Origin of the sequence: Actinomadura macra NBRC 14102, from assembly GCF_001552215.1 — a bacterium.
Lineage (GTDB): Bacteria > Actinomycetota > Actinomycetes > Streptosporangiales > Streptosporangiaceae > Spirillospora > Spirillospora macra.
Genome location: NZ_BCQT01000003.1, coordinates 156,957 through 181,316, shown reverse-complemented (window position 1 = coordinate 181,316; position 24,360 = coordinate 156,957). Strand labels below are relative to the sequence as shown.

The 24,360-nt window shown below is 70.1% G+C and carries 23 protein-coding genes; 12 read left to right on the top strand and 11 right to left on the bottom strand.

Annotation, left to right across the window (positions count from 1 at the left end):
- The first annotated feature begins 132 nt into the window (after positions 1–132).
- Positions 133–732: an HdeD family acid-resistance protein gene (locus AMA02S_RS04525; protein ID WP_218004837.1), complete on the top strand. Its 600-nt coding sequence runs from the start codon at positions 133–135 to the stop codon at positions 730–732.
- A 136-nt stretch (positions 733–868) separates the two neighbouring features.
- On the opposite strand, the gene AMA02S_RS04520 is transcribed toward AMA02S_RS04525, so the two are convergent.
- Both AMA02S_RS04520 and AMA02S_RS04515 read right to left on the bottom strand, forming a co-directional pair.
- Positions 869–1,732 carry a hypothetical protein gene (locus AMA02S_RS04520; protein ID WP_067451977.1) on the bottom strand — a complete coding sequence of 288 codons (864 nt, stop codon included), beginning with the start codon at positions 1,730–1,732 and terminating at the stop codon, positions 869–871.
- A 72-nt stretch (positions 1,733–1,804) separates the two neighbouring features.
- Positions 1,805–2,146 carry an STAS domain-containing protein gene (locus AMA02S_RS04515; RefSeq protein ID WP_067451974.1) on the bottom strand — a complete coding sequence of 114 codons (342 nt, stop codon included), beginning with the start codon at positions 2,144–2,146 and terminating at the stop codon, positions 1,805–1,807.
- A 622-nt stretch (positions 2,147–2,768) separates the two neighbouring features.
- Here AMA02S_RS04515 and AMA02S_RS04510 point away from each other — a divergent pair.
- The gene (locus AMA02S_RS04510; RefSeq protein WP_067451971.1) at positions 2,769–5,459 is read left to right on the top strand and encodes a LuxR C-terminal-related transcriptional regulator; all 2,691 of its coding nucleotides are present in this window, start codon (positions 2,769–2,771) and stop codon (positions 5,457–5,459) included.
- Positions 5,460–5,473: 14 nt separating this feature from the next.
- Here AMA02S_RS04510 and AMA02S_RS04505 read toward each other — a convergent pair whose 3' ends face one another.
- On the bottom strand, positions 5,474–5,920 hold the full coding sequence (locus AMA02S_RS04505; RefSeq protein ID WP_067451970.1) for a hypothetical protein: 447 nt from the start codon (positions 5,918–5,920) through the stop codon (positions 5,474–5,476).
- 210 nt (positions 5,921–6,130) lie between these two features.
- Here AMA02S_RS04505 and AMA02S_RS04500 point away from each other — a divergent pair, with 210 nt between their 5' ends.
- Positions 6,131–6,673: a hypothetical protein gene (locus tag AMA02S_RS04500; protein ID WP_067451968.1), complete on the top strand. Its 543-nt coding sequence runs from the start codon at positions 6,131–6,133 to the stop codon at positions 6,671–6,673.
- An 11-nt stretch (positions 6,674–6,684) separates the two neighbouring features.
- On the opposite strand, the gene AMA02S_RS04495 is transcribed toward AMA02S_RS04500, so the two are convergent.
- The 5 genes from AMA02S_RS04495 to AMA02S_RS04475 all read right to left on the bottom strand — a co-directional run bounded on the left by AMA02S_RS04495 (position 6,685) and on the right by AMA02S_RS04475 (position 13,395).
- Positions 6,685–7,509, bottom strand: coding sequence for an ABC transporter ATP-binding protein (locus AMA02S_RS04495; protein WP_067451965.1), 825 nt, complete (start codon positions 7,507–7,509; stop codon positions 6,685–6,687).
- The gene (locus AMA02S_RS04490) at positions 7,506–8,330 is read right to left on the bottom strand and encodes an ABC transporter permease (RefSeq protein WP_067451962.1); all 825 of its coding nucleotides are present in this window, start codon (positions 8,328–8,330) and stop codon (positions 7,506–7,508) included. The genes AMA02S_RS04495 and AMA02S_RS04490 overlap by 4 nt, the downstream gene beginning before the upstream one ends.
- 13 nt (positions 8,331–8,343) lie before the next feature.
- Entirely contained in the window at positions 8,344–9,186 is an 843-nt protein-coding gene (locus tag AMA02S_RS04485; protein WP_084264593.1) for an ABC transporter permease, read from the bottom strand.
- A gap of 10 nt (positions 9,187–9,196) precedes the next feature.
- Entirely contained in the window at positions 9,197–10,210 is a 1,014-nt protein-coding gene (locus AMA02S_RS04480; protein ID WP_067451957.1) for an ABC transporter substrate-binding protein, read from the bottom strand.
- Positions 10,211–10,725: 515 nt separating this feature from the next.
- The gene (locus tag AMA02S_RS04475; RefSeq protein ID WP_157430376.1) at positions 10,726–13,395 is read right to left on the bottom strand and encodes a winged helix-turn-helix domain-containing protein; all 2,670 of its coding nucleotides are present in this window, start codon (positions 13,393–13,395) and stop codon (positions 10,726–10,728) included.
- Positions 13,396–13,819: 424 nt separating this feature from the next.
- On the opposite strand from AMA02S_RS04475, the gene AMA02S_RS04470 reads away from it, so the two are divergent.
- Positions 13,820–14,443: a GAP family protein gene (locus AMA02S_RS04470; protein ID WP_067451951.1), complete on the top strand. Its 624-nt coding sequence runs from the start codon at positions 13,820–13,822 to the stop codon at positions 14,441–14,443.
- 37 nt (positions 14,444–14,480) lie between these two features.
- On the opposite strand, the gene AMA02S_RS04465 is transcribed toward AMA02S_RS04470, so the two are convergent.
- The 3 genes from AMA02S_RS04465 to AMA02S_RS04455 all read right to left on the bottom strand — a co-directional run bounded on the left by AMA02S_RS04465 (position 14,481) and on the right by AMA02S_RS04455 (position 17,542).
- A complete protein-coding gene (locus AMA02S_RS04465; RefSeq protein WP_067451948.1) occupies positions 14,481–14,912 on the bottom strand; it encodes a DUF7144 family membrane protein in 432 nt (143 codons plus the stop codon).
- 428 nt (positions 14,913–15,340) lie between these two features.
- Positions 15,341–16,969, bottom strand: a complete 1,629-nt coding sequence (locus tag AMA02S_RS04460; protein WP_169806775.1) for a glycosyltransferase family 39 protein — start codon at positions 16,967–16,969, stop codon at positions 15,341–15,343.
- A 264-nt stretch (positions 16,970–17,233) separates the two neighbouring features.
- Positions 17,234–17,542: a hypothetical protein gene (locus AMA02S_RS04455; RefSeq protein WP_067451943.1), complete on the bottom strand. Its 309-nt coding sequence runs from the start codon at positions 17,540–17,542 to the stop codon at positions 17,234–17,236.
- A 161-nt stretch (positions 17,543–17,703) separates the two neighbouring features.
- On the opposite strand from AMA02S_RS04455, the gene AMA02S_RS04450 reads away from it, so the two are divergent.
- The 8 genes from AMA02S_RS04450 (at position 17,704) to AMA02S_RS04415 (ending at position 24,336) form a co-directional block, all read left to right on the top strand.
- Positions 17,704–18,252 carry an RNA polymerase sigma factor gene (locus tag AMA02S_RS04450; RefSeq protein ID WP_067451942.1) on the top strand — a complete coding sequence of 183 codons (549 nt, stop codon included), beginning with the start codon at positions 17,704–17,706 and terminating at the stop codon, positions 18,250–18,252.
- Positions 18,252–19,070 (top strand): hypothetical protein, encoded by an 819-nt coding sequence (locus AMA02S_RS04445; RefSeq protein ID WP_067451940.1) that lies wholly within the window; start codon positions 18,252–18,254, stop codon positions 19,068–19,070. Before AMA02S_RS04450 ends, AMA02S_RS04445 begins: the two co-directional genes overlap by 1 nt.
- Positions 19,071–19,247: 177 nt before the next feature.
- A complete protein-coding gene (locus AMA02S_RS04440; RefSeq protein WP_067451936.1) occupies positions 19,248–19,895 on the top strand; it encodes a dihydrofolate reductase family protein in 648 nt (215 codons plus the stop codon).
- 24 nt (positions 19,896–19,919) lie between these two features.
- Positions 19,920–20,255 (top strand): YciI family protein, encoded by a 336-nt coding sequence (locus tag AMA02S_RS41345; RefSeq protein ID WP_067452262.1) that lies wholly within the window; start codon positions 19,920–19,922, stop codon positions 20,253–20,255.
- Positions 20,252–21,496, top strand: a complete 1,245-nt coding sequence (locus AMA02S_RS04430; protein ID WP_174550929.1) for an RNA polymerase sigma factor — start codon at positions 20,252–20,254, stop codon at positions 21,494–21,496. Before AMA02S_RS41345 ends, AMA02S_RS04430 begins: the two co-directional genes overlap by 4 nt.
- 128 nt (positions 21,497–21,624) lie before the next feature.
- Positions 21,625–21,810 carry a hypothetical protein gene (locus AMA02S_RS04425; RefSeq protein ID WP_067451933.1) on the top strand — a complete coding sequence of 62 codons (186 nt, stop codon included), beginning with the start codon at positions 21,625–21,627 and terminating at the stop codon, positions 21,808–21,810.
- A 111-nt stretch (positions 21,811–21,921) separates the two neighbouring features.
- The gene (locus AMA02S_RS04420; RefSeq protein WP_218004836.1) at positions 21,922–23,568 is read left to right on the top strand and encodes an ArnT family glycosyltransferase; all 1,647 of its coding nucleotides are present in this window, start codon (positions 21,922–21,924) and stop codon (positions 23,566–23,568) included.
- Between the two features lie 156 nt (positions 23,569–23,724).
- On the top strand, positions 23,725–24,336 hold the full coding sequence (locus AMA02S_RS04415) for a helix-turn-helix domain-containing protein (protein WP_067451930.1): 612 nt from the start codon (positions 23,725–23,727) through the stop codon (positions 24,334–24,336).
- Positions 24,337–24,360 lie beyond the last annotated feature (24 nt).

Here is a 24,360-nt window from a genome sequence, read left to right as displayed (position 1 = left end):
TCGACGGTTCACCCACCACGGAGGATGTCGCCCGCCCGCCCGGCCCGGTTTCATCGGTAATGGTTTTTCAATGGCGACCGGCCATGAATGACCGAATGCCGAATGAAACGTGAGGCTATGGAAGGGAGCAACATGCCGACGTCTTCTCCCGCGAGCGGCGAGAGCGCCACTGACACCCGAGGATCACATCTCGTCGACAATGGTCAGGTGCTGGCTCTGGTTTTGAGTGGCACCGCGATCCTGCTGGGACTCGCCATCGTCGTTTGGCCGGAGGTCACCGTGGGCGTACTGGCCGTGCTCGTGGGCCTTCAACTGATCATCAATGGCGTTTTCCGCGTCGCGCAGGCGGTCGTCAACGGGCTCTCGCCCGGCACGCGCACGCTCATGGCCGTCCTCGGGGTGCTGTCGCTCGCCATCGGTGTCCTGGCGCTGCGCCACCTCTTCCAGACCGTCACCGTCCTGGCCGTGCTCTTCGGTGTGTTCTGGCTGGTCGGAGGCATCATCGAAGCCGTCGCGGCGCTCTCGGACGAAGGCCGGCCCGGCCGGGTTCCGCAGCTGGTGCTCGCCTGCCTGTCCATCCTCGCGGGGACCGTCGTGCTGGCCTATCCCAAGGCGAGCCTGGTGGCCCTGACCTGGCTGTCCGGCCTCTGGCTGATCACCTGGGGGGTGGTGGGCGTCCTCGCGGCGCTGTGGATCCGGCACGCCGGCCGGCGAACGGCGTCCGCCGCGTGAGGTACTCCTGAGAAAGCGGTCAGGACCTGGGTGCCCCTGAGACCCAGGCCCTGACCGTTCTGCGGGGCGGGGACGGGACCCCCGCCCCGCAGAGGTGCGCGCGACCCCACCCCCCTGGGGCCGCGCGCGGCTCATCTCACTCAGCCGTTCGCTGCATGGACGCGGGGCGGCTGAGGACGGTGAGTCGGTCGATCTCGGTGAACCCGAGCCGCCGGTACACCTCATGCAGTGCACGGGCATCGGCGCCGGTGGCCGGGATGGTCGCGATGACCTCGCGGGCGGTGCACCGGACCAGAACGTGCAGAGCCGACCGGACGAGGTCGGCCGTCTCGGCGCAGTTCGGGTCGGGCTCGACATGCGTGACCCAGCCGACGTCGTGCGGCGAGACGGTCACGTCGAGGTGGGCGTCGGCATCGCCCGCATGGATTCTCCAGCCGGTGAAGTCGGAGTTCTGCTTCGGCCGGATCCGCACGTCGGCCGACGGGGACGTGGGGGCGATCAGCTGCTGGTGAAGGTAGGTCAAGGAGCCTGCCGGCTCGAACGCTCGGCTGCGCATCGCGGCGAACGTGGCGGCGCGGGCCTTCGCGGGGATCCCTCTGACGCCGAGACCGAGCGAGCTCAGGAGCGGAAAGGCCTGGATCGTTCGTCCGGCCAGCCGGTACAGGGCGGTGTCCAGGAGCAGGTTCACCACCGCCGGCTCCTCTCCTGCGTGGAGCCAGAGCAATGTTCCCGTGCCGTCCAAGCGGTGGACGCCCGTGGAGACGGCGCCCAGGACGACGTCCTCCTCGTCCACGACCACGTCGGTACGGACGGGTTCCAGCCGCGCCCAGCTCGCCCCCTCGAACGCGGACCGGCCGACCCGGGCGGCCTCCAGCATCCCCCAGGTGCACAGGGGCTGCCCGACCAGCCGGTCCTCGTTGATGAGCGCGAGCACCTCGGGCTCATCGGCGGGACGGTAGGCACGGACGAACCTCTGGCTGAATCCGAACGTCGTTGTCATGACGCACCCTCCCGGTGCCGGGATGTTCCTCACAGGGCTTCTGTTTCGTGGGGCTTCCTGCGCGAAGACTCCTCAGAAGAGGCTCCGTTCCTGGGCGGGAGCCCCGTTGCAGAACGTGAACGCGTCGTCCAGCCCGCCCAGCCGGATGATCCGGCGGATCCTGTCCGGCACGGCGGAGAGGAACAGCTGCTTCCCCATCAGCCTGGCCCTGCCCCGGGCGGCGACCAGCGCCCCCAAGCCCGCGCAGTCCATGAACTCGACGCGGGCGAGATCGATGACCAGACCGGGTCCGGCGGTGCGCAGCGCCGCCATGAGGTGGCCACGCATGCCGTCCGCACAGGCGAGGTCGACCTCACCACCGATGTACACGACGGCCATCTGCTCCACGGGCCGGGTCTGAAGCGACAGGATCATGGTCAACTCCCGTAGCGAGACGTCCGGGATCGGATTTCGCGAGTCCCATGGGACCCCACGGGGACACCCCGTCACATCCTCAAAGGGTGTAGTCATCGCCGTCCCCGGTGCGGCGCTCCGGCCGGTCCGCCAGGGGTGATCGCCTCTGGCGGCCACGATTCGCAGGGAACCGGACGGCCGCGCAGCGCATCCCGCCAGGAAGCGGCCCCAGGCGAATCACCGCTACCCGACTGAATGATTTACCGGCGCGGTATGAGACTGTTATAACCGAAGCAAATCATGGGACAACTCGAACAGGTGAGCGATAATTCGGTCTCGGATTTCTGCCGATAATGAAGTGCTGCCAGGAGTTCCCGACCGGTCTGCCACATGCACCCGGGACTCATCTGACGAATAGGTTTGCTCTTGCAAACTCAATTAGTGGATGCTCATATAAGATCTCCAAGACAATCATGGAGACGCGACTTTGCGCGCATCAGCTCCGGAGAAGGACGAGCCGATCCCGGTGCGTAGTGATGCCAGTTGCCGGAAGAGCTCGGGAGACGATGCCATGCGAGGACGCGACAGCCAGTGGAGAGCCGTTCTTAACCTCCTCGACGGGGTCGGGAACAGAGGAGTCGGCGTGCTTCTCATCGATGCGGAGATCGGTATGGGCAGAAAGCGACTGCTCGCGAAGGCGGTGGACGAGGCCGCCGGTCGCGGTTTCGCGGTGGCCGGCGGATCGGCGTCCGGGCTCAGACGGCTCGCGCCGCTGGGTTCCCTGATCTCGGTGTTTCAAGGGCTTGGAGTGCCCGTGGGAGGTGCGTTCGAGGCCGGTGCCTCAGAGAACCTGTTCCCGGCGATCGACGAGCTGCGCGGCCTCGTGAAGAAGCGTTCGCATGACATGCCTGTGCTGGTCTGGCTGGACGATGTCCAAGAAGCCGACCTGGCGACGCTCCTCACGCTCAAGATACTGCCGGGCCAACTCGCGACCGCGCCAGTGGCATGGATATTCACCCGCCAAGTCTCAGCGACGAGGACCACCGAAGCCGATCTGCTTTTCGACCGTCTTCGCCACGAGGGCGCCCGGTACGTCGAACTGGGCCCGCTCGACGGGGTGGCCGTCACGGAAATCGTGGGTGACGTGCTGAAGGCGAAGCCGGACCCGGAGCTGCTGACATTGGCGGCCCAGACCGCGGGAAATCCGCTGCTGCTGGTGGAACTGCTCAAGGGCCTGCTGGAGGAAGACGCCGTCAAGGTGAGCAAGGGTTCGGCGAACCTTATCTCCAATGTGGTTCCGCAGCGTGTTCGAATGATCGTGCAGCGTCGCCTGGACGACCTCAAGCCGGACACCCGCCGGCTACTTGAGGTGGCGTCGATCCTCGGCCGGAGCTTCTCGGCCGAGGATCTGGCCGAACTCCTCGACCAGGCTCCGGTCGAACTGCTGTCGGCGATTCAGGAGGCCATGGCCGAGGGGGTGCTCATCGAGGTCGCCCAGGCCGCGTGCTTTCGCCATGAGCTCGTCTGGCGGACGATCGTCCAGCTGATCCCGATGACCGTCCGCCAGGCGGTGCACCGCCAGATCGGCGAGATCCTCCTCGAACGCGGCGAGCTGTCGGAGACGGCGGCGGAACATCTCATCCTGGGCACCCCGCCGGGCGACGCCCGCGCGCTGTCCCGGCTCGACCGGGCCGCGGCGCAGGCGCTGTCCACCTCCCCCAGCACCGCGCTCCACCTGACCGAACGGGCGCTACAGCTCACCGATCAGCGGGACTCGGACTGGCTGGCCCGGACCGCGACGGCGGTCGAGACCCTGACGCTCACGGGAGATCTGGAGAAGGCCGAAGCGCTGGCCCGCGCCGCGCTGGCCGAGCCGGCGCCCATGCCCACCGCCGCGCGGCTGCGGATCGCGGTCTCGGTGATCCTTCATCTGCGCGGCAGGCCGGCCGAGGCGCTGTCCGAGGCCGACGACACGCTGGCCTTCCCGAGGCTACCCGTCAACCTGCGCGACCAGGCCCAGGTAGCGGTCCTCCAGGCCATGGCGGCGGACCCGGGTGAGCGAGCGGGCGAGAAGCGGGCGATGGCCGTCCTGGACAAGCCCGACCGGCACGGCGACGCCTCGCTCATCGCGGCCCGGATCCTGCTGGCCACCTCCCTGTGGGGCCGCGGAGAACTGCGGGAGGCGCTGCGCCTCGCCCGCGAGGCGGTGGGCCAGGCCCTGCTCGGGTCGATCCAGGCCAGGCGTACCCACCCGAGGCTCGTCCTCGCCTCGATGCTCAGTGACGTGCACCGGCTCGACGAGGCGCAGGAGCTCCTGCGCACCGCCGATCGGGAGCGGAGCTCGCTGGACCACCATGCCTGGGCCGCCGGGGTGAGCGCGCTGCAGGCCAGGGTCCATCTGGCCACCGGACGGCCGAACGACGCCGCTGCCGAGGCCTCGGCAGCGCTCCGGCTGGCCACCGAGACCGGGGCCGACCTGTTCGCCCCCACGGCGATCTCGGTGCTCGCGACGGCCGCCCTGCGCGGCGGCGACATGAGGGCGGCCGCACGCCATCTGGAGCGATTCGAGAACCTGCTCGTGGAGGGTCAGGCCGTTCCGGACACTCTGCGCTGCGTCCTGGTACTCGCCCAGTTCACCGAGGCCTGGTCCGGTTCCGAAGCGGCCGCGGCCCTGCTCTCCCGCCTGCACGTCGCGGATGATCAGTATCGCCGGCTGCTGGTCATCGCGCCGGACTCGGCCGCCTGGCTCGTCCGGCTCGCGCTGGCCGGCGGCGCGCAGGCGCAGGCCGAGGGCGTGGTCGCCGTCGCCACCGAGCTCGCCGAGACGAACCCGTGCTTCGCCTTCCTCGCCGGTACCGCGGCCCACGCACGCGGGTTGCTCCGCAAGGACGCGGCCATGCTCGATCAGGCGGCGCAGAGCCCGGACCCCTGGTGCAGGGCCTCGGCCCTTGAGGACTGCGGTGTCGTCCTCGCCGGCTCCGCCGCCCGTCCGGACGCGGTGAACCGTCTCGACCAGGCGCTCGACCTCTACCAGCGGCACGGTGCGGTGCGGGACGCGGCGCGGGTGCGCAGCCGGCTGCGGGAGATCGGGGTCCGGCGCCGGCACTGGTCGCGCCGGGCCCGGCCGAAGTCGGGCTGGGCCAGCCTGACCGACACCGAAAAGAAGATCATCGAGTTGGCGGCCCAGGGCCTCACCAACCGGCAGATCGCGGAGCAGATGTTCCTCAGCGTCCACACGATCGCCTTCCATCTCCGGCATGTCTTCCGGAAGCTGGAGGTCGGCTCGCGCGTCGAGCTGACCCGGCTCGCGCTGGAGCGTGACCGTCCGCGATAGCAGGAGACGTCGTCTCACAGCAGCAGCCGGACGTTCCAGCGCGTGCCGCTGTCGACGCGCACCTGATCGAAGTCACCGGCGCACTCGGCGAGCCAGACGGACCCGCCGAGCAGGAGGGGCTCCGCCTCCCTCGCGACGCAGGATCTGAGAACCCTGTCATGGGAGAAGCGCACCCGCGGCGGGCCTTCCGCGCCGACCGCCCCGTAGGCGAACGCCCATCCCGCTCGGCCACCGCCTCTGACGATGGCGCTCCCCAGGGGCCACCCGGCCTCCGCGCGCTGCCGATGCGCGCCGATGACCATCTGACTCTCGGTGGCGTACTTCAGGACGCTGCGGATCACCGGGGACCCGGCCGGAGAGAACAGATACAGCATCCACCAGTAGTCGCCGCCCGGGTAGAGCAACGCCCTCCACCCGGAGACGGGCAGTTCCTCCTCGGCGATCAACACGCGTTCTCCCATGATCCGCCTTCTCTTTCGCTCGCATTGCCGTGGTGTCCTCAAGGCTGGCTTCGACGGCCGCGCCGTTGGATCCCCGAACCGAGCAGGTTTTCAAGTGCGGCACGGGATCGGTCACCCGGAGAGGGTGACGCGAGGTCCGGAACCGCGTGGCACGGTCGTCTGGTGAGGAGGGAAAACGTGTCGTCCCACGGCCGCGAAGGTGAGGCTGCCATGCCGATCGGACCCGTCCAGCTGATCGCTCTCGGGTTCGCCGGACCTGGCTTCCAGCGCGACATCGTGGTGGAACTCGAACGGCTTCGGTCGGACGACACGATCCGCGTGCTCGACGCGCTCGCCGTCTTCAAGGACTCAGGCGGCGGGCTGGAGGTGGAACACCTCAGCCTGCTCTCTCACGACGAGGCCGTCGAGACAGGCAGCAGGATCGGCGCACTGATCGGTCTCGACATCGAGGGCGAGCCGCACATCGCGCCGCCGGCCGCGGCCGAGGCGGGCACCGATTCCGAGTCCGCGGGAATCCTGGCCGAGGACGCGTGGGACGTTCTGGAGGAGATCCCGCCCGGCTCCGCGGCGGCACTCCTCCTGCTGGAGCACCACTGGGCCGTGCCTTTGCGCGACGCGATAGCGCGCGCGGGCGGCCACCACATCAGCGACGGGTTCGTCAGCCCCTTTGATCTCGTCGCGATCGGTCTGCACACGGCAGAGGAGGCGGAGCGACTGCAGAGCCTGGAGAACGCCCGCGAGAGACCCAGGTGAGAGCGGAGCCTCTACCCGCGGGCGGCGTCCGGCGCCTCGGTGTGCTTCGGCTCGCCTCCCGCCTGAGCCATGCGGACCCTGGTCAACACGCGGGTGCGCAGATCGGTGAAGCGGGCGTCGGCGCGCGTGGTGATCTGGTCACGGGCCGCGCCCAGGTCGACCGTGAGACTGTCGACGACCGTGGTCGGCCGGCCGCCCAGGACGACGACGCGATCACCGAGGTACACGGCTTCGTCGATGTCGTGGGTGACGACGATGACGGTGATGCCGAGCTTCGCCCGCAGCGCCAGCGTCAGGTCCTCCAGATCGAAACGGGACTGGGCGTCCACCGAGCCGAAGGGCTCGTCCATCAGCAGCACGGGCGCCTCGTACGCCAGGCCGCGGGCTATGGCGACCCGCTGCTGCATTCCGCCCGAGAGCTGCCAGGGGTACTTGTCACCGACGCCCGCGAGGCCCACGGCGACCAGGCACTCCTCGGCGCGCTCGCGCCGCTCGGCCCGCTTGATGCCCATGCCCTCCAGTGGAAAGGCCACGTTGTCCCGGACCCGCATCCATGGCAGCAGCGAACCGCGGTAGTCCTGGAACACCACCGCGATGTCGGCCAGCGGCTTGACGACCGGCCGGTCGCCGTAGCGCACGGTGCCCGAGCTGGGCCGGGTCAGTCCGGACAGACAGCGCAGCAGCGTGGTCTTGCCCGCGCCGGACGGACCGACGATGCAGACGAACTCGCCGGGGTCGACCCGGAGTGACAGGCCCTCGATCACCCGGTGCTCGTCCGCGCCGTGGCCGAACGTCTTGCAGACGTCTTCCACGACCAGGCTGGATCCGCGTTTCATGATGTCGTGACCTCGTTCCGGGGCAGGGGCTTGGCTCGCCTGTTGCGGGGCGGCCGCTCGTGGTACCAGCCGAGCAGGGCGTACTCGGCCGCGAGGAGGAGAACGCTCAGGGCGTAGCCGAGGATGCCGATGAGCACCGTGCCGGCCCAGACCTCCGGGACGGCGAAGCCGGAGCCGCTCTGCAAGATGAAATGTCCCAGCCCCACCGGGGATCCGTAGATCTCGCTGACCACCATGAGAACCACCGCGATCGACAGGGCGACGCGGGTCCCCGCGAAGATCTGCGGCAGGGCTCCGGGCAGGATGACCTTCAGCAGCCTCAACCGCACCGGGATGCGGTAGCTGTGCGCCGTCTCGTGCACGGCCGGGTTGATGCCGTGCACGCCGCTGATGGTGTTGAGCAGGATCGGCCAGACGGAGCCGAGGGCGATCAGGAAGATCTTGGGGCCGGAGCCGATGCCGAGGGTCAGGATGATGACGGGGACGAATGCCACCGTCGGGGTCGCACGGGCGAAGTCCAGCAGAGGCGTGGTCGCCTGTCGCAGCAGTCTGATCTCGCCGATGACGAGGCCCGCGCCGACCCCGACGACGATGGCGATGGCCAGCCCGACCATGATGTTGCGTAGTGAGAACAGCAGGTCGGCCGCCAGCCCGTCGTGCACGAGTTCCCGCCACAGCGTGGCCAGCACGTCCGTTGCCGGCGGGAAGTAGAAACTGGTGCTTCCGGCGGTGCCGAGCAGCAGCCCGGCGACGCACAGGACCGGCAGCCACAGTTGTTTGAGCGCGGACGTCCAGAAGGCGCCCGATGGTCTCAGGGGCATGGCTCCACCCGCCTCATTCGGTGTGCCTCGGCTGCCGCCAGCGCAACAGCCGAGTCTCGGCGAACTGGGACAGCAGGTTGATCGCGTAGCCGATCGCTCCCGCGGTGAGGATGTAGGCGTACGCCGACGCCGACGCGCCACCCTGCTGCGCCTGGACGACCTCGTGGCCGATCCCGGGCAGCGTGGTGAGCACCTCGACGCCGATCGCCACGAGCACGGACGTCGTCCCCGCGAGCCGCAGGCCGGTCATGATCGAGGGCGTGGCGCTGGGGAGGACCACCTTGCGGAAACGCAGCAGTCTCGGGACGCGGAAGCCGTACACCGTCTCCGCGATCATCGGAGGTACGGACCGGGCGCCGTACTGGGCCTGGAGGAACAGAGGGAAGACGCAGGCGAGGAAGACGACGGTGCTCTTCATCGTCGGTGTCGATCCCAGCACGAGCAGGAACACCGGCAGCAGCGCGATGACGGGAAACGAGCGCAGCACGTCCACCAGCAGCCGTGCGGACTCTTCGGCCACCGCGTACGTCCCCGTCACCAGACCCAGGGGAACTCCGATGACGACCGCCAGGAGAAAGCCCGTCACCGCTCCGCCCAGGGTGTCGCTCACCGCCTGCCAGTACGCATTGCTGCCGAGCAGGTCGGGGAATTGCCCGAACACCGAGACCGGGCCGGGCAGCGCCGTGGAGCTCGCGAAGCCGGCCGCCGCGGAGGCCGCCCAGATGACGAGGACGGCCACCACGGCCGACAGTTGGAGCAGGAGGAGTCCGCCTCGCCCCGGACCTTTTCGTCCCTCGCGCGGGGCGAGGGACGCCTGGCCGGCGGCCCGGCGCCCGCGCGTTGTGGAGGTGGCCACGGCGTCGCCTCTACTGGCGTCCGCCGGCGGGGGCGGCCGAGATCTCGTCCCAGTAGAGGGCGTCGTCCTTTGGCGCGCCGCTGAGGATGCCGTACTGGTGCATCTTCGTGACCACCGTACGCATCACTGCCGTGTTGATGTTCTTGTCGTAGAAGGAGACCGGCGCCTTGTCGATGTAGGCCGGAGGCAGCTGGGTGTACTGCTTGTCGACCGCCCTGATCGCTTCGGGGTGAGCGTTGGCGTAGGTGATGGCCTGGGCGATGGCGGCGGTGAACTTCTTCGCCACCGCGGCGTTGCCGGACAGGTAACTCTGCGAGGAGAAGAGGATGCCCTGGGCGATGCCGGGAAGGTCGTTCATGCCGTTTCCGATCGACGTCAGTCCGGCCTGCTTCCCGGCCGCGTAGAAGGCACCGAAGGAGTAGACGGCGTCGGTCTTGCCGCTGACGGCGGCGTCGGTGAGCGACGGGGTCGGCAGGGCGACGAACTTGATCTTGCTGGGGTCGCCGCCGCTCTTCTCCGTCAGGTACTCGACGATGAACTGGAACGTGCCACCGAGCGCCGCGAGGCCAACGGTCTTGCCCTCCAGGTCCTTGAAGGACGCGATGGAGCCGCCCTTCTTGATCAGCAGGCCGTCGGTGGGGACGGTCCTGGTGGTGGCGGACGCCAGCCCGGTGACGATCCGGATCGGCATGTTCTTCGCGGCCCCCTTGAGGAAGCCCGAACTGTCGGTCATCGCGAACTGGGCCTCGCCCCTGAGGACGGACGGCGCGTTCTGTGAGGTGTCCTGCGCGCCTGGCTTGATGGTCACGTCCAAGCCCGCGGCCTTGAAGTAGCCCTGCTGCTGCGCGATGTAGAGCGGTTCGAAGAGCGCGCTGTTGGAGCGCAGCACGGTGATCTTCGGCGTGCCGTTCGATGTGGTGGAGTTGGAGGCGCCCGAACCGCAGCCGGCCGCCGTGGCGAGGACGGCGAACGTGACGACGGCTACGGGGAGGCGGCCCGGCGGCCTTCTCCGGCTCTTCGACATGATGGTGTGCTCCTTTGCGCTGGGGTGGTGGCTCGTGGTGGGGGCCCGCCGCACGGCCGGCGGCGCCGATCACCCGCACCGCCATCGGGACGTCGAGCGCGCCGCCCTGGACCGGGCGCGTCATGGTGGCGTGATCGTCGTACGGCTCGGCGCACCGCGCGGGTCGGCGGCCGGGTGCGTACCTCCCGGTGAAAGCTCGGCCCACCAGGCCCGACGGTGACGTCGTCCGGAGCGTGGCCAGCCGCGCTGGTATCGGAAACCATCATCGACCTCCCGGTCGCGACGGGCCTGCCGGGCCACCCTGGTCCGCGGGACGCCCTCAGGCAACGTGACTGCACGCTACTAGATCGAACGATCGATCGCAAGGTAAGAGATCCTCTGACCCGACCCCGATCAAGGCAGCTCTGATCACCTAATTGAAGGTCCGAATTCGCCGACCACGCCAGAGGCGGCGCGATCAAAAATCGATCAATCGATCGGAGCCGGTCGGTCAGGCACGGACTCCGCGGCGTTGGTCACCCGTTCTGCCGACGCTCCGACGGCACCGGCGGCCGCAACAGCGAAAGGCGGCGCGCACGCCGCACGGCCTCGCCCCGCCGCGTCACCGCCAGCTTGCGATAGATGCTCTTCAGGTGGGTCTTCACCGTGTTCACCGACAGGCACAGGTCCGCGGCGATCTCCTCTGTCGTCATCATCTGGGCCAGGCTGTGCAGGACGTCTGACTCCCGTGCGCTCAGCGGCTCCACCGGAGCGTCGTCCCTGTCGCGAGGTGCCTCACCGGCTCCCGCCGGGAGGTCCAACGGTTCGAGAATCCGCAGGTAGGGCCGGAGAAGCTCGTGATCTGTGAGCAGTACCGGCCGCAGCCAGGCGCGCGACATCGCGAAGGGCCGTCTGATCTGCTCGCGGGTGGCCAGCCTCAGCGCGCGCTCCAACGACCGGCGCCCCCGGGACCGGTCACCTCTCCGGTAGGACAACCCCGCCTCCAGGACCCACGCGTCCACGCGCACGTTGGTGGGGGCGTCCACCACCCCGCGCAGGGCATGGCGGAGCACCGCCTCGGCCGTCGTCTCGTCGCCGTCGCTCATCGCGGCCCTGGCCAGAGCCAACCGCGAATCGAGGCCCTCGGTCCTGCCCGCTCGCTCCACCGCGAGCCGCGCGGCCCGGCCCTCCCCCCGTGCCGCGTGCGCGTCGGCGGCCAGGAGGCACAGCCTCCGCTTCAGCCATCGTGGCCGTGGCGTGATCATCTCGACCGCGTGCAGGGTGTCCAGTGCGCGCCCCGGCTGGGCCTGCGCCACGTCGGCCCAGGCCGTCACCAGGCCGTGCACGATGGCCAGGAAGGAACCGGGGCGCTCGGCGAGGGTCAGCCGAGCCAGGGCGAGCTCGCTTCGGGCCGCCGTGATGCGCCATTGCTCGACGAGGACCCACGCCGAGGCCAGATGGACTGCCGCGTCCCGCTCGACGGCCGGCGACACGGCCGTTCCCTCCCCCCGCACGGCTCCGTTCAGGAGCCTGGACACCGTTCCGGCGTTGCCGAGCAGGGCCTCGGTGAGCGCGAGCTCGCCCCGGCGGCACAGCCTCTGGAGATCCCCTCCCACATTCTCCGCGGCGGACGAGGCCCGGCGAAAGAGCCGGGCCGCGGCCCGCAGCTCGCCGTGCCAGAGGCGTTCGGCCCCCTCACTCGCGGCGGCCAGCGCCCCCAGCTCCGGCCGCTCGTCGAGAATCCTGGCAGGCAATCGCTGTAACCGGGCGATGCCCTTTCCGGGACGGCCGGGGGCCTCGGCCGAGGGGAGGACGCCCGTGCGCCAGAGTTCGACCGTCACCAGACATGCCCGTGCGGCCGATGCCTCGTCCTGTGGGGACGAGCCGAGCAGCGCGTTCGCACGGTTCAAGGCGAAGGCCGCGGCACGGTCGTCCGCTCGGGCCGTGGCTGCGGCCGCCATGACGATCGCCGGCTCCGGGTCCGTGCCGCCGGAGACGACGTCGTCCGGCATGGCGTCGAACACTCCGGCAAGCGAACCGCCGGGGTGGAGCCCGAGAACCTGTCCGATGGCGAACCGGTTCACCACCATCCGCGAGGCCCGGCTCCACTCTCCGGCCTGGACGGCGTGCTCCACCGCCTCGGTGAGGTTCCCGGTCCGCTCCAGCCAGCCCGCCGCACGGCAATGCAGCTCCCGCATTTCACCAGGTGACTCCTGCCGGAGGATGAACCGCATGGCCTGGGCGAACATGGGGTGGTAGCGGAACCAGCCGTCCCCCTGCGCAACGGCGAACGTGTTCCGGCGCACGAGTTCGGGGAACAGCCCGCCCGTCTCGCCGGCCAGTTCCGCCACCAGATCGGCGTTGAACCTGCGGGTGATGCTCGCCGCCAGCAGAAGCCGCCGCAGTTCCGGCGGCTGAGCATCGACGATCTCCTCGGTGAGATAGTCGACGACGGCGGGATGGTCTCCCGCGAACTCCTCCGCAAGGCGCGCGGAACCCGGACGGCCGGCCATGGCGATCGCGGCCATCCTGGTGCCCGCGGGCCAGCCGCCGGTGCTTTCCCGAAGCCTGTTCCGGGAGGCGACCGAGAGCCTGATGGCGTGCTGCTCCAGGACGGCCGCGAGCTCGTCATCCCTGAAGGCGAGCTCGTCGTACCCGATCTCGGTCAGCTCGCCCCTCAGGCGATACCGCTGGAGGAGGATCCGAGGGCTGCTCCTCGTCAGAACGACGAGGTGCAGCCCCGATCCGATGTGACGCAGCAGGCCGCTGACGGCTTCGGCGGGGCCGGAGCCGGCTTCCGCGGGGAAGTCGTCCACGACCAGGACGACCGGCGGATCGAGGTGGCCGAGCTGCGCGCCGACCGTCTGGACGAGCGAGTCGCCGTGCGTTTCCCCGTCCCGGGCCCGGAACGCGGGAACCTCGGCTCCGGCGCATCCGAAGCTTTCGAGGACCCTCCGGCAGAATCGCGGGACGGTCGCCGTCGATTGGTCGCAGGTGATCCAGCGGACGCGCCGGCCGCCCTGCCCCGACGCCGCCGCGGCCCACTCCAGGGCGGCCACGGTCTTGCCCGCGCCCGGCGGGCCGCTCACCACCGTCAGGCGACGGCTGGAGCCCCGCCGCAATCGTTCCGTCAGACGAGGACGGCGAACGGCCCATTCCGGCAGGTTCGGCACCGAACCCCGCAGCTCCAGAGGTGTCTCACTCATTCCCCGCACTCCCCCGAACCTGATCGAGTTCGCCGGGAGTCGGAGCCCCGGCCCTTCGGAGCATCACCCGACCGTGTCGCCGGAACATCCCCCTATCTAATGGATGTCGCCACTTCTGCCGGCCCGGGTCCCGGCCTTGACGTTCACATCACCTCTTGCAGGTGATACGCAGCTCCTCTTTTTGCCTCAAGCTGTCAACAGAAACGAGCCGGACCCTGATCGGGCAGGGCATCAAAGAAGGAGGCAAAGCACAATGTTCACAAGCCGTCGTTTTGCACGCCATGGGGCCAGGCGCAACGCCCGCTGCCGGCGCCACCCGCTACAAGCGAAGTAGAACTGCCTACGGCCTCCGTGCTGTCGCCGCCGAGGTCCGCGGGTATGGGGAGATGGTGGCGTGTGACGGAATCTCTGGGGGGAGCTTCCATTGGATCTGCAGATACTTCCGCTGGCCATCACCATGATGGCCGGACCGCAGATCATGTCCGCCATCATCCTGGTGACCACCAGGCGGCCGGTGCGGGTCTCCCTGGCCTTCCTCCTGGGCGTGGCCGTGGCCGTGACCGTGGGAGTCACCGTGACCCGGGGCATTTTCGCCCTGGTGGGCGGAGACGACTCGATCGGCGGCCACGGCTCGGGATCGGTGGAGAAGATCGTGCAGATCGCGCTGGTGATCCTCCTGATCGCCGCGGCGCTGAAGAACTACGTCAAGCGGGAGACGATCGAGCCGCCCCACTGGCTCGGCACCCTGATGGACGCCGATCCCCGCAAGGCGCTCACCACCGGCTTCCTGGTGATCGTGTTGATGCCGTCGGACATCGTGGTGATGCTGACCGTGGGGGCCCACCTCGATCAGCACGACCTCGGCGTCGGCGGCGCGCTGCCGTTCATCGCCGCGACCGTCCTGATCGCGGCGCTGCCGCTGCTGGTCCTGGTGCTGTTCCACCGGCGCGCCGTCCGCGTCATGCCCGCGGTCCGGACCTGGATGAACACCCACAGCTGGCTGATCAACATCATCTGCTGCCTGGTCTTCATCGCGCTCATCCTGTGACCGGCCGGGACGCCGCCTGCGGCGCCCCGGCGGCTGCCTAGGAGTCGGTGGACGCGGGCGAGTACTTCACCAGCCCCCAGATCACCGCGACGTCCAGCGCGATGATCACGATGGACCACACCGGGTAGTAGGGCAGGAACATGAAGTTCGCGATGGCGCTCGCCACCGCCAGGATGATGCCGATCACACGCGCCCAGACCTGTCCGGTGAACACCGCGAACCCGGCCACCGCCACGACGATTCCGAGTATCAGATGCGCCCAGCCCCAGGTGGAGACGTCCCACTTGAAGATGTAGTCGCCGCGGACCACGTACAGGTCGTCGTTGGAGATCGCCGCGATCCCAAGGAGCGCGCCGAAGGTTCCGGCCAAGATCATGACGCAGCCGGCGAAGATGGAGAACCCCATCGCCGCGCGGCTCACCGGCTGGGCGGTCGTCTTGGACGATCCGCGGTGCATGTGACTGATCATTGTGATCCCCTCCTGTGGTTGGTGAGGCGGGCTTCGGGGCCATCGTCCGGTCTCGGGGCGCCGTCCCGAATCACCCGTGGCGGATGAGATGCCGGGTGGACGACCAGTGGACGGCCACCCGTCGCGAAGGCTGTGTCATCCGTGCCGGAGGATGGCCGGGACACCGGGTGTCACAGCGGGTCGAGTTGACGCGCACGGCGGCACTCTGGAGATCGGCGGACGATCTGCGACGGCCCCGCACCCCCAGACGATCACTCCTGGTCGCACGAGGTCACCCCGTCTCGACGACGCTACTCCGTCACTCCCTCGGCGCGGTCCACGGAAACGAAAAGGCGCGGATGGGAAATTTTGACCGAGGAGTTGGCAGTAGTCCCTGTTTTGTCGCCATTACGGCCGCCATTACCTGACCGCTCCGGACCGGCGGTCCTTCAGCGCGCGAGCCGGTAGACGCGCACGACGCGGTCGGTGCTGCCGTAGACCTGCTGCCAGTGGGGGCCCAGCCAGGTCGGGTCGCTCATCATGACGCGTGCCGCCGCCCGACAGGACGGGCATACCCGTCCCGTCTCGGTGTCGTACAGGAGCAGCAGATCTCCCGGACGAGGCTGCTCGGCACCTGGCCGGACGTCTCGCACGCGTGTCGTCCACGCGCGTCCGCCCCAGGCGCCTTCCTGGTAGACCTTGAGGACCTTGCTCGTACGGGGATCGGCCCAGACGCGCAGGTTCGCGCCATCGTGATCGCGCATCCAGGAGCGCAGGGACTCCAGCTGGGTGGCGCCGCCCGCCCTCGTGTTCGGCGCCCCCCACCAGGAGCGCGCGGCGGCACCGGAGGTGAGCACGGCAACGGCCAGGACCACCACGGCGGGCAGCACCACGCGCAGCACGGTAGGCGAGACGGCGCGTCGTGCGGCGGGGGTCGCGTCCCGATCCCGCTGCCGTCTCCACTCCGGGACGCGGCCGACCAGGAACACCGCGGCGAGCCACAGCAGGCCGAGGCCGCCGAGCACGAACGCGGGGAAGATGGGGAACCAGTAGCGGATCAGTTGGAGCCGCAGTTTGGGGGCGGCGGGGTTCAGAATGCCGCCGAGCAGGGTGAGCGGCACCCACAGCAATGCGCACGTGACAAGCGGGATGGCCAACTTGCGGGGGCGCAGCAGCCCACCGAGCAGGGTCAGGCCGAGCAGGGCAGTGAGCAGGCCGCCCTCCGGGTATTTTCGCAGCGTGACGGGCAGCCGCAGGATGTACATCATCCGGGGCTTGTCGCGGTAGGTCGTGGCGATGTCGGGCCTCGACGGCCCCTGCCCATGTCCCATGATCGCTTGCAGGCGCGCGAACGGGTCGCCGTAGAGCCGCCAGCACAGCGTCAGTTCCACGAGCCCGATGGCCAGGATCGGGAGCGTTGCCCACAGCAGTCCGGTCAGCCGTGCCTTGCGGTACAGCAGGACCAGCACCACCGGCCACATGAAGACGACGAACTCGCGGGCCAGGTAGGACCAGCCGAGCAGCGCCCCCAGCGCCAGCAGCCGAGCCGGGCCCGGCGCGTCCGGGCGCCGTCCGATGGAGACCGCGAGGGCCAGCGCGCAGGTGAACAGGCCCGCCGCGAGCACATCGGGCAGCAGATCGGTGGAGTCGGCGAAGACCGGGGTCGCCGCGACGACGATCAGGCCGCCGGCCACGCCCACCGGCCTGGCGAAGAGCAGCGTGCCCAGCGCGTAGGTGCCCAGGAGCAGCGTCAGCGTGGCCAGGATGGGAACGATCGCGTACGCGGCCTGGGAGTAGCCGAACACCGCGACCGCCAGCCGGACCGGAATGATCACTCCGAACCGGGTCACCTGGTGCATCTCCGTGGTGACCTCGACCGGGTGCGGGAAGCGCGCCGCCGCCGTCAGGTAGTTGAGCTGATCGGACGGGACGGGGACGCGCAGATGAGCGATGAGGACGGCGAGCCAGGCCAGCGCGAGGACCCCCGGCACCGACCAGGCCGCGCCGGTCCAGCGGCGGGACGATGATTCCGGCAGGTCGTCGCGCCGGGACGTCGTGACGCTCACTCCCACAGGCACGTGGAGTAATCTCCCCGTTTCCGGCCGACGACCGGGTGTCCACATGGTGATCGGCGAATGAATTCACCGTGGTCCCGGTGGTTGTCCCATGCCCGCCCCAAGGTGAGGCAACGTGGAAGGTCAATTTTGCCTGTCGGACGAGGACACTCTGGTCATCCCAGACTCCCGGCCGTGTTCGGCCTTCTCCAGGGGCGCCGGACGGCGGAGCGGCTACGGGCGGGGCGGGGTGGTGGCCGCTCCGCCGTCCGGCGAGGGGGCGGGCTGTCAGCGCACTTCGATAAAGCTGTTGGTGACCCTGTCCGAGGGGCAGTACGTGCTGGACGTGGAGCCGGCCGGCTGCCAGGGGCCGTAGGACATGATGGTTCCGACGCCCGGAATGTGGTGCGTGTAGAAGCACACGATCCGATGCTCGCCGGTGCCGCTGGCGCAGAAGCTGGACGCGGTGCCGGCGGTGAAGCTGGCGCTGCACTGGGTCGGGCTGGCCGAGGCCGACTGTGCCATCGCCGGGACGGCCGCCATGGCGCCGAGCGTCACCGCCGACGCCACGATCGCCTTGCGCGGGAAGAACTTCATGAGGCGCTCCTTGGGGTACGCGAGTTGGCCGCTCGTCACCCGTTCGCGTGTGCCGGCCCGGTGGATCGCTCAAGGGCGAAACTTTCGGACGGTAATGCGGGGACCTCTGCCGGACATAGGGAGGCATTCAGCACCCACCACGACTGTTGAAGGAGGCGGGTGTGGAAGATGATCAGGCGAGGTTCACGGCCTTGTTCCAGCGCCACTACCCCGACGTCCTGCGCTATGCGTCCCGGCGGATCGACCGCGACCAGGCGCGCGACGTGGCGGCCGAGACGTTCCTGATCGCCTGGCGGCGGATGGACGACATGCCCGGCGAGGCGGACGAGGTGCTGCCCTGGCTGTACTCGGTCGCCCGCAACACTCTGGCCAACCAGCAGCGCGCCGACCGGCGCCGGTCGCGGCTCGGGGCGCGGCTCGGCAGGACGGCACCGAAGGCGGCCGGGCCCGACCATGCCGGGACGGTGGTGGAGTCGCTCGCGCTCCATGAGGCCATCGCGACCCTGTCGGCCAAGGACCAGGAGGCGCTGCGGCTGGTCGGCTGGGAGGAACTGGACGTGGCGTCCGCGGCCACAGTCGTCGGCTGCTCGCCGAGCACGTTCGCGGTGCGCCTGCACCGGGCCCGGCGGCGGTTGGACCGGGCACTCGCCGAGCGGGACGGCAGAGTCCCCGGCGTTCACCGTCAGATGGCTCCGGAGGAGGCGAAGTGATGAGGCACGGGAACACGTCTGCGGAGGACACGGTCGCGCACGTCCGGCAGGTGATGGGCCAGGCCGATCCCGTGGGCCGGGACGAGTTCGCCGACGCGGCGGGCGACGCTCAGGGGCGCCGTGCGCTCGCCAGGATCATGGTCAGCGACCCGGCCGCACCCGCGCGCACGTCCTCGCGGCGGCGGAGGCGTTGGACGATCGTCCTCGCGGCCACGCTCACCCTGGGGACGCTCGGCGCCGGCGCGGACGCCGCCGGGGTCATCCCCACCGGGGTGACCAACGCCTTCCGGAAGGCCCAGGACCCGAACAGCGACTGGTCCAGGCTGGACATGTCCAAGGCCACGAAGGTGATCGAGGCCCGTGACCGGCACGGCACGGTCGTCCAGCTGTGGGTGGCGCCCGGCGCCAACGGCTCCGAGTGCACTTACCTGCGCACCGTTGACGGGGAGGACGGCAGCCTCGAATGCGGCGAGGGCGGTGTCCTTCCGAAGCGGGCGCGGCCGGGCTCCGGGCCCGAGAACCCGCCGCTCCAGGCGAGGTTCGGTGAGCTCGCCGAGAACGAGATGGGGCTTCTCGGCCGGGCGCCGGTCTCCACGACGGCGATCCGGGTGACGTTGCAGGACGGGCAGCAGCGAGTCGTCCCGGTGAGGCCGGACGGCTTCTTCATGGCGTTCCTCGATCACAAGCCGGGCCCCCGTCCGACCTGGACCGAGCCCCCCGCGAACCCGCACGAGGGCTTCGAGCACGCCGATCTCGCGGCCGTCGACGCCAGGGGGCACGTCATCGTCACCATCAGGGAGTACGCGAGTTCCTTCTGACAGACCCGGATCCGAACACGGACCCGGACCCGGACCCGGCGCCACGGACACCGTCCGTGGCGCCGTTCCCGTGAAAAGGGAACGGGCATGGTGTCGATTGCGGGCGTGCTCGATCGCCGTAGTGGGTGAGGGCGTCACCTGGACGTCCGACGGTGGATACGAGCTGAGGAGAGATCGATGCGGAAGCTGCTGGTGACGATGTTCGTGTCCCTGGACGGCGTCATGCAGGCGCCGGGCGGGGCGGACGAGGACCGGGACGACGGATTTGAGCACGGAGGCTGGTCCGTCCCGTTCTTCGAGCCGCAAATGATCGAGCGGATGGGCGCGCTGACCGACCGGGCGGCCGCGCTGCTGCTGGGGCGCAGGACCTACGAGGTCTTCGCCGCGAACTGGCCGCTGTCGGAGCCCGACGACCCGATCGGGGCGAAGCTGAACAGCATGCCCAAGTACGTCGCGTCGCGGACGCTGACGAGCGTGGCATGGCAGAACTCGACGCTGCTCAAGGGCGACGTCGTGGACGCCGTCCGCGAGCTCAAGGAGGGGGACGGCGGCGAGATCCAGGTCCACGGCAGTGGCGGGCTGATCCAGACGCTCATCGAGCACGATCTCGTGGACGAGTTCCACGTGCTGGTCTTCCCGGTGCTCATCGGCTCCGGCAAGCGGCTATTCGGGGACGGGACGATCCCGGCCCGCCTCAAGCTGATCGACACGACGACGTCCGGCACCGGTGTCGTCACCAGCCGCTACGCCCGGGACGGAAAGCTCGAATACGGTGCGATGGGCCCGGAGACCGGCAATTGGGAGCCGGCGACCGGCGATCGCTGACGAGACGACCAGACAGGACCAGGGATGCCGCAGTACGCGATTCTGATCTACGAGGCGGAGACTCCGGGGGGTGTCGCCGACATCCCGCCCGAGGTCATGGAGGCGAATCTGCGGGCCGGGGAGCAGATCGCCGCGATGGGGGTGCGGGTCGTCCACGAGCAGGCGCTCCAGCCGAGCGCGGCCACCCGCACGATCCACAAGGGCGGCCTGGTCACCGACGGCCCGTTCATCGAGAGCAAGGAGGTGATCGCCGGATTCTTCGTGGTGGAGGCCGCCGACCTGGAGCAGGCGGTCGCCGTCGGCCGGCTGCTCCCGATCATGGACGGGGCCGTCGAGGTGCGGCCGCTGCTCACCGGGTGACCGGCGCCGACAGACGATCCCTGGCCGGTCGCGCGGTCGCCGACGCGCACCGCCGCGAGTGGGCCCGGGTGCTCGCCGCGACGGTGCGCGTCGCCCGTGACCTCGATCTGGCCGAGGAGTGCGTCCAGGACGCCTACGTCGCGGCGCTCGACGCCTGGACGCGCGACGGCGTGCCGTCCAGGCCGGGCGCGTGGCTGACGACCGCGGCCCGGCACAACGCCCTGGACGCGCTGCGCAGGGCCAGGACGTTGCGGTCGAAGTTGCCGTTGCTGGTGGAGCCGGAGGGCGAGCCGGAGCCGTTCGTGGACCGGCTGCGGCTGGTGTTCCTGTGCTGCCATCCGGCGCTTGCCGAACAGGCACAGGTCGCGCTCACGCTCCGGCTGGTCTGTGGCGTGGCCACGCCCGATGTCGCGAGCGCGTTCCTGGTCCCCGAGACGACCATGGCCGCCCGGATCACCCGCGCGAAGAAGAAGATCACGCAGGCGCGGATTCCCTTCCGGCTGCCCGGTCCCGACGAGTGGCCCGCGCGGTTGGACGCGGCGCTCACCACCGTCCACCTGCTGTTCACCACCGGCCACACCGCCCCCAGCGGTCCCACGCTGACCAGGGATGACATCGCCGAGCGGGCGCTCGATCTGGCCCGCATGCTGCACGAGCTGCTGCCCGACGAACCGGAGGTCCGGGGGTTGCTGGCGTTGCTGCTGGCCAACTACGCACGCCGCGCCACCCGTACGGCGCCGGACGGGCGCCTGCTGCCGCTGGAGGAACAGGATCGTTCGGCCTGGGAACGGGACGCCATCGCCCAAGCGGACGATCTGGTCGTCGGGGCACTCCGCACCGGCAGGGCCGGCCGGTTCTCCTTGCAGGCGGCCATCGCGACCTTGCACGCGACCGCCCCGTCCTACGGCGACACCGACTGGGACCAGATCCTCGTCCTGTATGACGCGTTGCTGAAGGCATGGCCGTCGCCCGTCGTCGCCCTCAACCGGACGGTGGCGGTCGCGATGGTCGCAGGGCCGTCCGCCGCGCTGGCCGAGGTCGAGGCCCTCGAACAGGACGGGCGGCTCGCCGCCTACCGCTACCTGCCGGCGATCAAGGCCGATCTGCTGCGCCGGACGGGCCGCCGCCGCGAGGCCGCCGCGGCATACGAACGGGCGGTCACGCTGGCCGGGAACGAAGCCGAGCGCGCCTTCCTCGCCGCCCGCCTGGCCGAGGTCACCGAGAACCGCGGCGGGACCTGAACGCCCCTGCCGGTCCCAGATCATGACGCCCGACTTGCCCGCTGAGCACCGGTTTCGCCGATCAGCGGCGCGATCGCCCGGCCGCACACCAGGATGGCTTAGTGATCAAGGAAAGGGGAAGCCGCGCCATGGAGTACTTCCTTCAGCTGCACGGGAACCTGCCGATCGGGGCCTACCCGGTGCTCGCCGCACGGGGCGGAGGAGCTCGGGTTCGCGGACGTCTCGCTGCACGACGTGCTCTTCCGGCGGCCCGTCTCGGCCCGGACGCGGCGCTCGCCCTGGAGATCATCGGCGAGGCGATCAACGACCGTTGAGCGGACCGGGACGGCACGCTCCGCACGACGATGCCGACGGCCGACTCCAGGTCATGGCCGCCTTCTCCCAGTCGCGCCGTCCAGAACGGGGCGAAATGGTTAGGTAAGGCGGTGACTTCGCCGGACGATGCGACCGCGCCGCGCCGGTCTCGCACGCTCCGGCCATGGGCGGTGGCGGTCTGCGTCGCGGCGCTGCTGGCGGTGATGGCGGTCGCGATGGTCACGACGGCCCTCCAGCAGACCCCGACCATCGACGAGCCGGTGTACGTGGGGGCCGCGGCGGTCTACCAGCGGGAGCACAGCCTGCACCTCAACCCCGAGCATCCGCCGCTGGGCAAGCTGATCATGGGGGTGGGCCTGGCGATCGCGCGCCCGCGCCTGGACGCGGGTTTCGCCGGGACCCAGGAGGCGACCGGACGCCACCTGCTGTACGAGTCGGGCAACGACGCCCAGCGAGTGCTGCTGGCGGCGCGGCTGGCGATGATCGTCCTGACGCTGCTGTTCGGGTTGGTGGTCTTCGCGTTCGCGTCCGACCTCGCCGGCCGGACGGGCGGGCTGCTCGCGCTGGCGCTTTACGCGTTCTCCCCGGACGTCATCGCGCACGGGTCGCTGGCCACCCTGGACGTCCCGGCGGCCGGATTCCTGCTGACGTCGGTGTGGCTGCTGTGGCGGGCCCGGCGGCGCCCGCTGCCCTGCCTTCCGCTGGCGGGCGCGGCGCTCGGGGCGGCCGTGGCCACCAAGATGACCATGCTGGCCGCCGTTCCGGTGCTGGTCGTCCTGGCCGCGTGGTCCGCGACACGGTCCACCGACCGCGAGTCGTCCGAAGAACCGACGCGGCGAGGGTTCGCCGTGCGCGGCGTGGGTGCCGCCACCGGGATACTGCTCATCGCGGTCGCCGTGGTGTGGGCGTCCTATCTCGCGGTCGATCCGCGGCTGCGCTGGACGACACCGGCGAACGTGCCGGACGCCCGCGGGCTGCGCGGGCTCGCCGCCGGCCTCATGCCATTCCCGCCGCCGTTCCGGGACGGGATGCGCGTCCAGTTCGGATTCGAGAATTCGACGTGGACGGGCTTTCTGTTCGGCACGACCTATCGCGGTTCCCGCTGGTACTACCTGCCCGCCGCGCTGCTGGTGAAGACGCCGCTCGGCGCGCTCGCGCTCTGGGCCGCCGGCGTGGCGGCTATGGCGACGCGACGGTTCCGGCCTGCCGCACCCTACGTCCTCCTGCCCGCGGCCGTGCTGCTGCTGGTCGCCATGGGCGGTTCGCGCGATCTGGGCGTCCGGTACGTCATCGTCGTGCCGATGTTCCTGGCGGTCGCGGCGGCAGGGGTGGTGGCCTTCCGCCGGCACTGGCTCGCGGCGGTTCCGCTGCTGTTCGTCGCGATCAGCTCGCTCCTGGCGTTCCCCTTCTACCTGCCGTACTCGAACGAGGCGTTCGGCGGACCGTCCAAGACCCATCTGCGCCTGCACGACTCCAACGTCGACTGGGGGCAGGATCTCGGACGGCTCGCCGACCGCCTGCGCACCCGGTACCCAGGCGAGAACGTCTGGCTGGCCTACAAGGGCAGCGGCGTCCCGTCCTACTACGGCATCACGGCGTCCGACCCGTTCCTGGTGCCGTCCGGGCAGGTGCGCGGGCTGCTGGTGGTGTCGGACAGCTGGATCGCCAAGGCCGACCCGCGGGTGATCGGCCTCATCGAGACGAGCGAACCCATCGACGAGGTCGGCCACTCCCTCACGATCTACCGGCGCCGCTAGTAGTCCTAGCCACACGTCACGCCGCCGGCCGCGGACGCGGCGCCGATCACCACGACGTCGTACATTGCGATCACCTCAGCCTCAGCCGGTGCGGGCCGCTCACCGGAAACGACAACTTCTGTTGCTGTTTCCGGGAGAGCGAGGTGGAATGGGGCCATGGAACACGCTCCCGCCATCGCCACCGCGCTGGCCGAGGTCGGCCCCCGGCTCAAGCGCCTGCGCACCCAGCGCGGCGTCACCCTGGCCGCGCTGGCCGAGGCGACCGGCATCTCCAAGAGCACGCTGTCGCGGCTGGAGGCGGGGCAGCGCAGGCCCAGCCTCGAACTGCTGCTGCCGATCGCGCAGGCCCACCAGGTGCCGCTGGACGAACTGGTCGGCGCGCCGGAGGTCGGCGACCCGCGCGTCCGGCTCACCCCGCGGGCCAGCAACGGCCGGACGGTCGTGCCCCTGACCCGCCAGCCCGGTCCCCTCCAGGCATGGAAATCGATCATTCCCGCCGACCAGAACGAGCCGGACCCGTGCACGCACGAGGGCTACGAGTGGCTGTACGTCCTGTCCGGGCGGCTGCGGCTGATCGTCGCCGACCATGACCTGATCATGGAGCCGGGCGAGGCCGCCGAGTTCGACACCCGGCTCCCGCACTGGTTCGGGCCCGCCGGCGACCAGCCGGTGGAGGTCCTCAACCTCTTCGGCCGGCAGGGCGAGCGCATCCATCTGCGTGCCGCACCGCGCTCCCGTCGGCCGGCCACCCGAGCCGACCAGGCCTGACCCCGTCGACCGGCCCGGAACCGG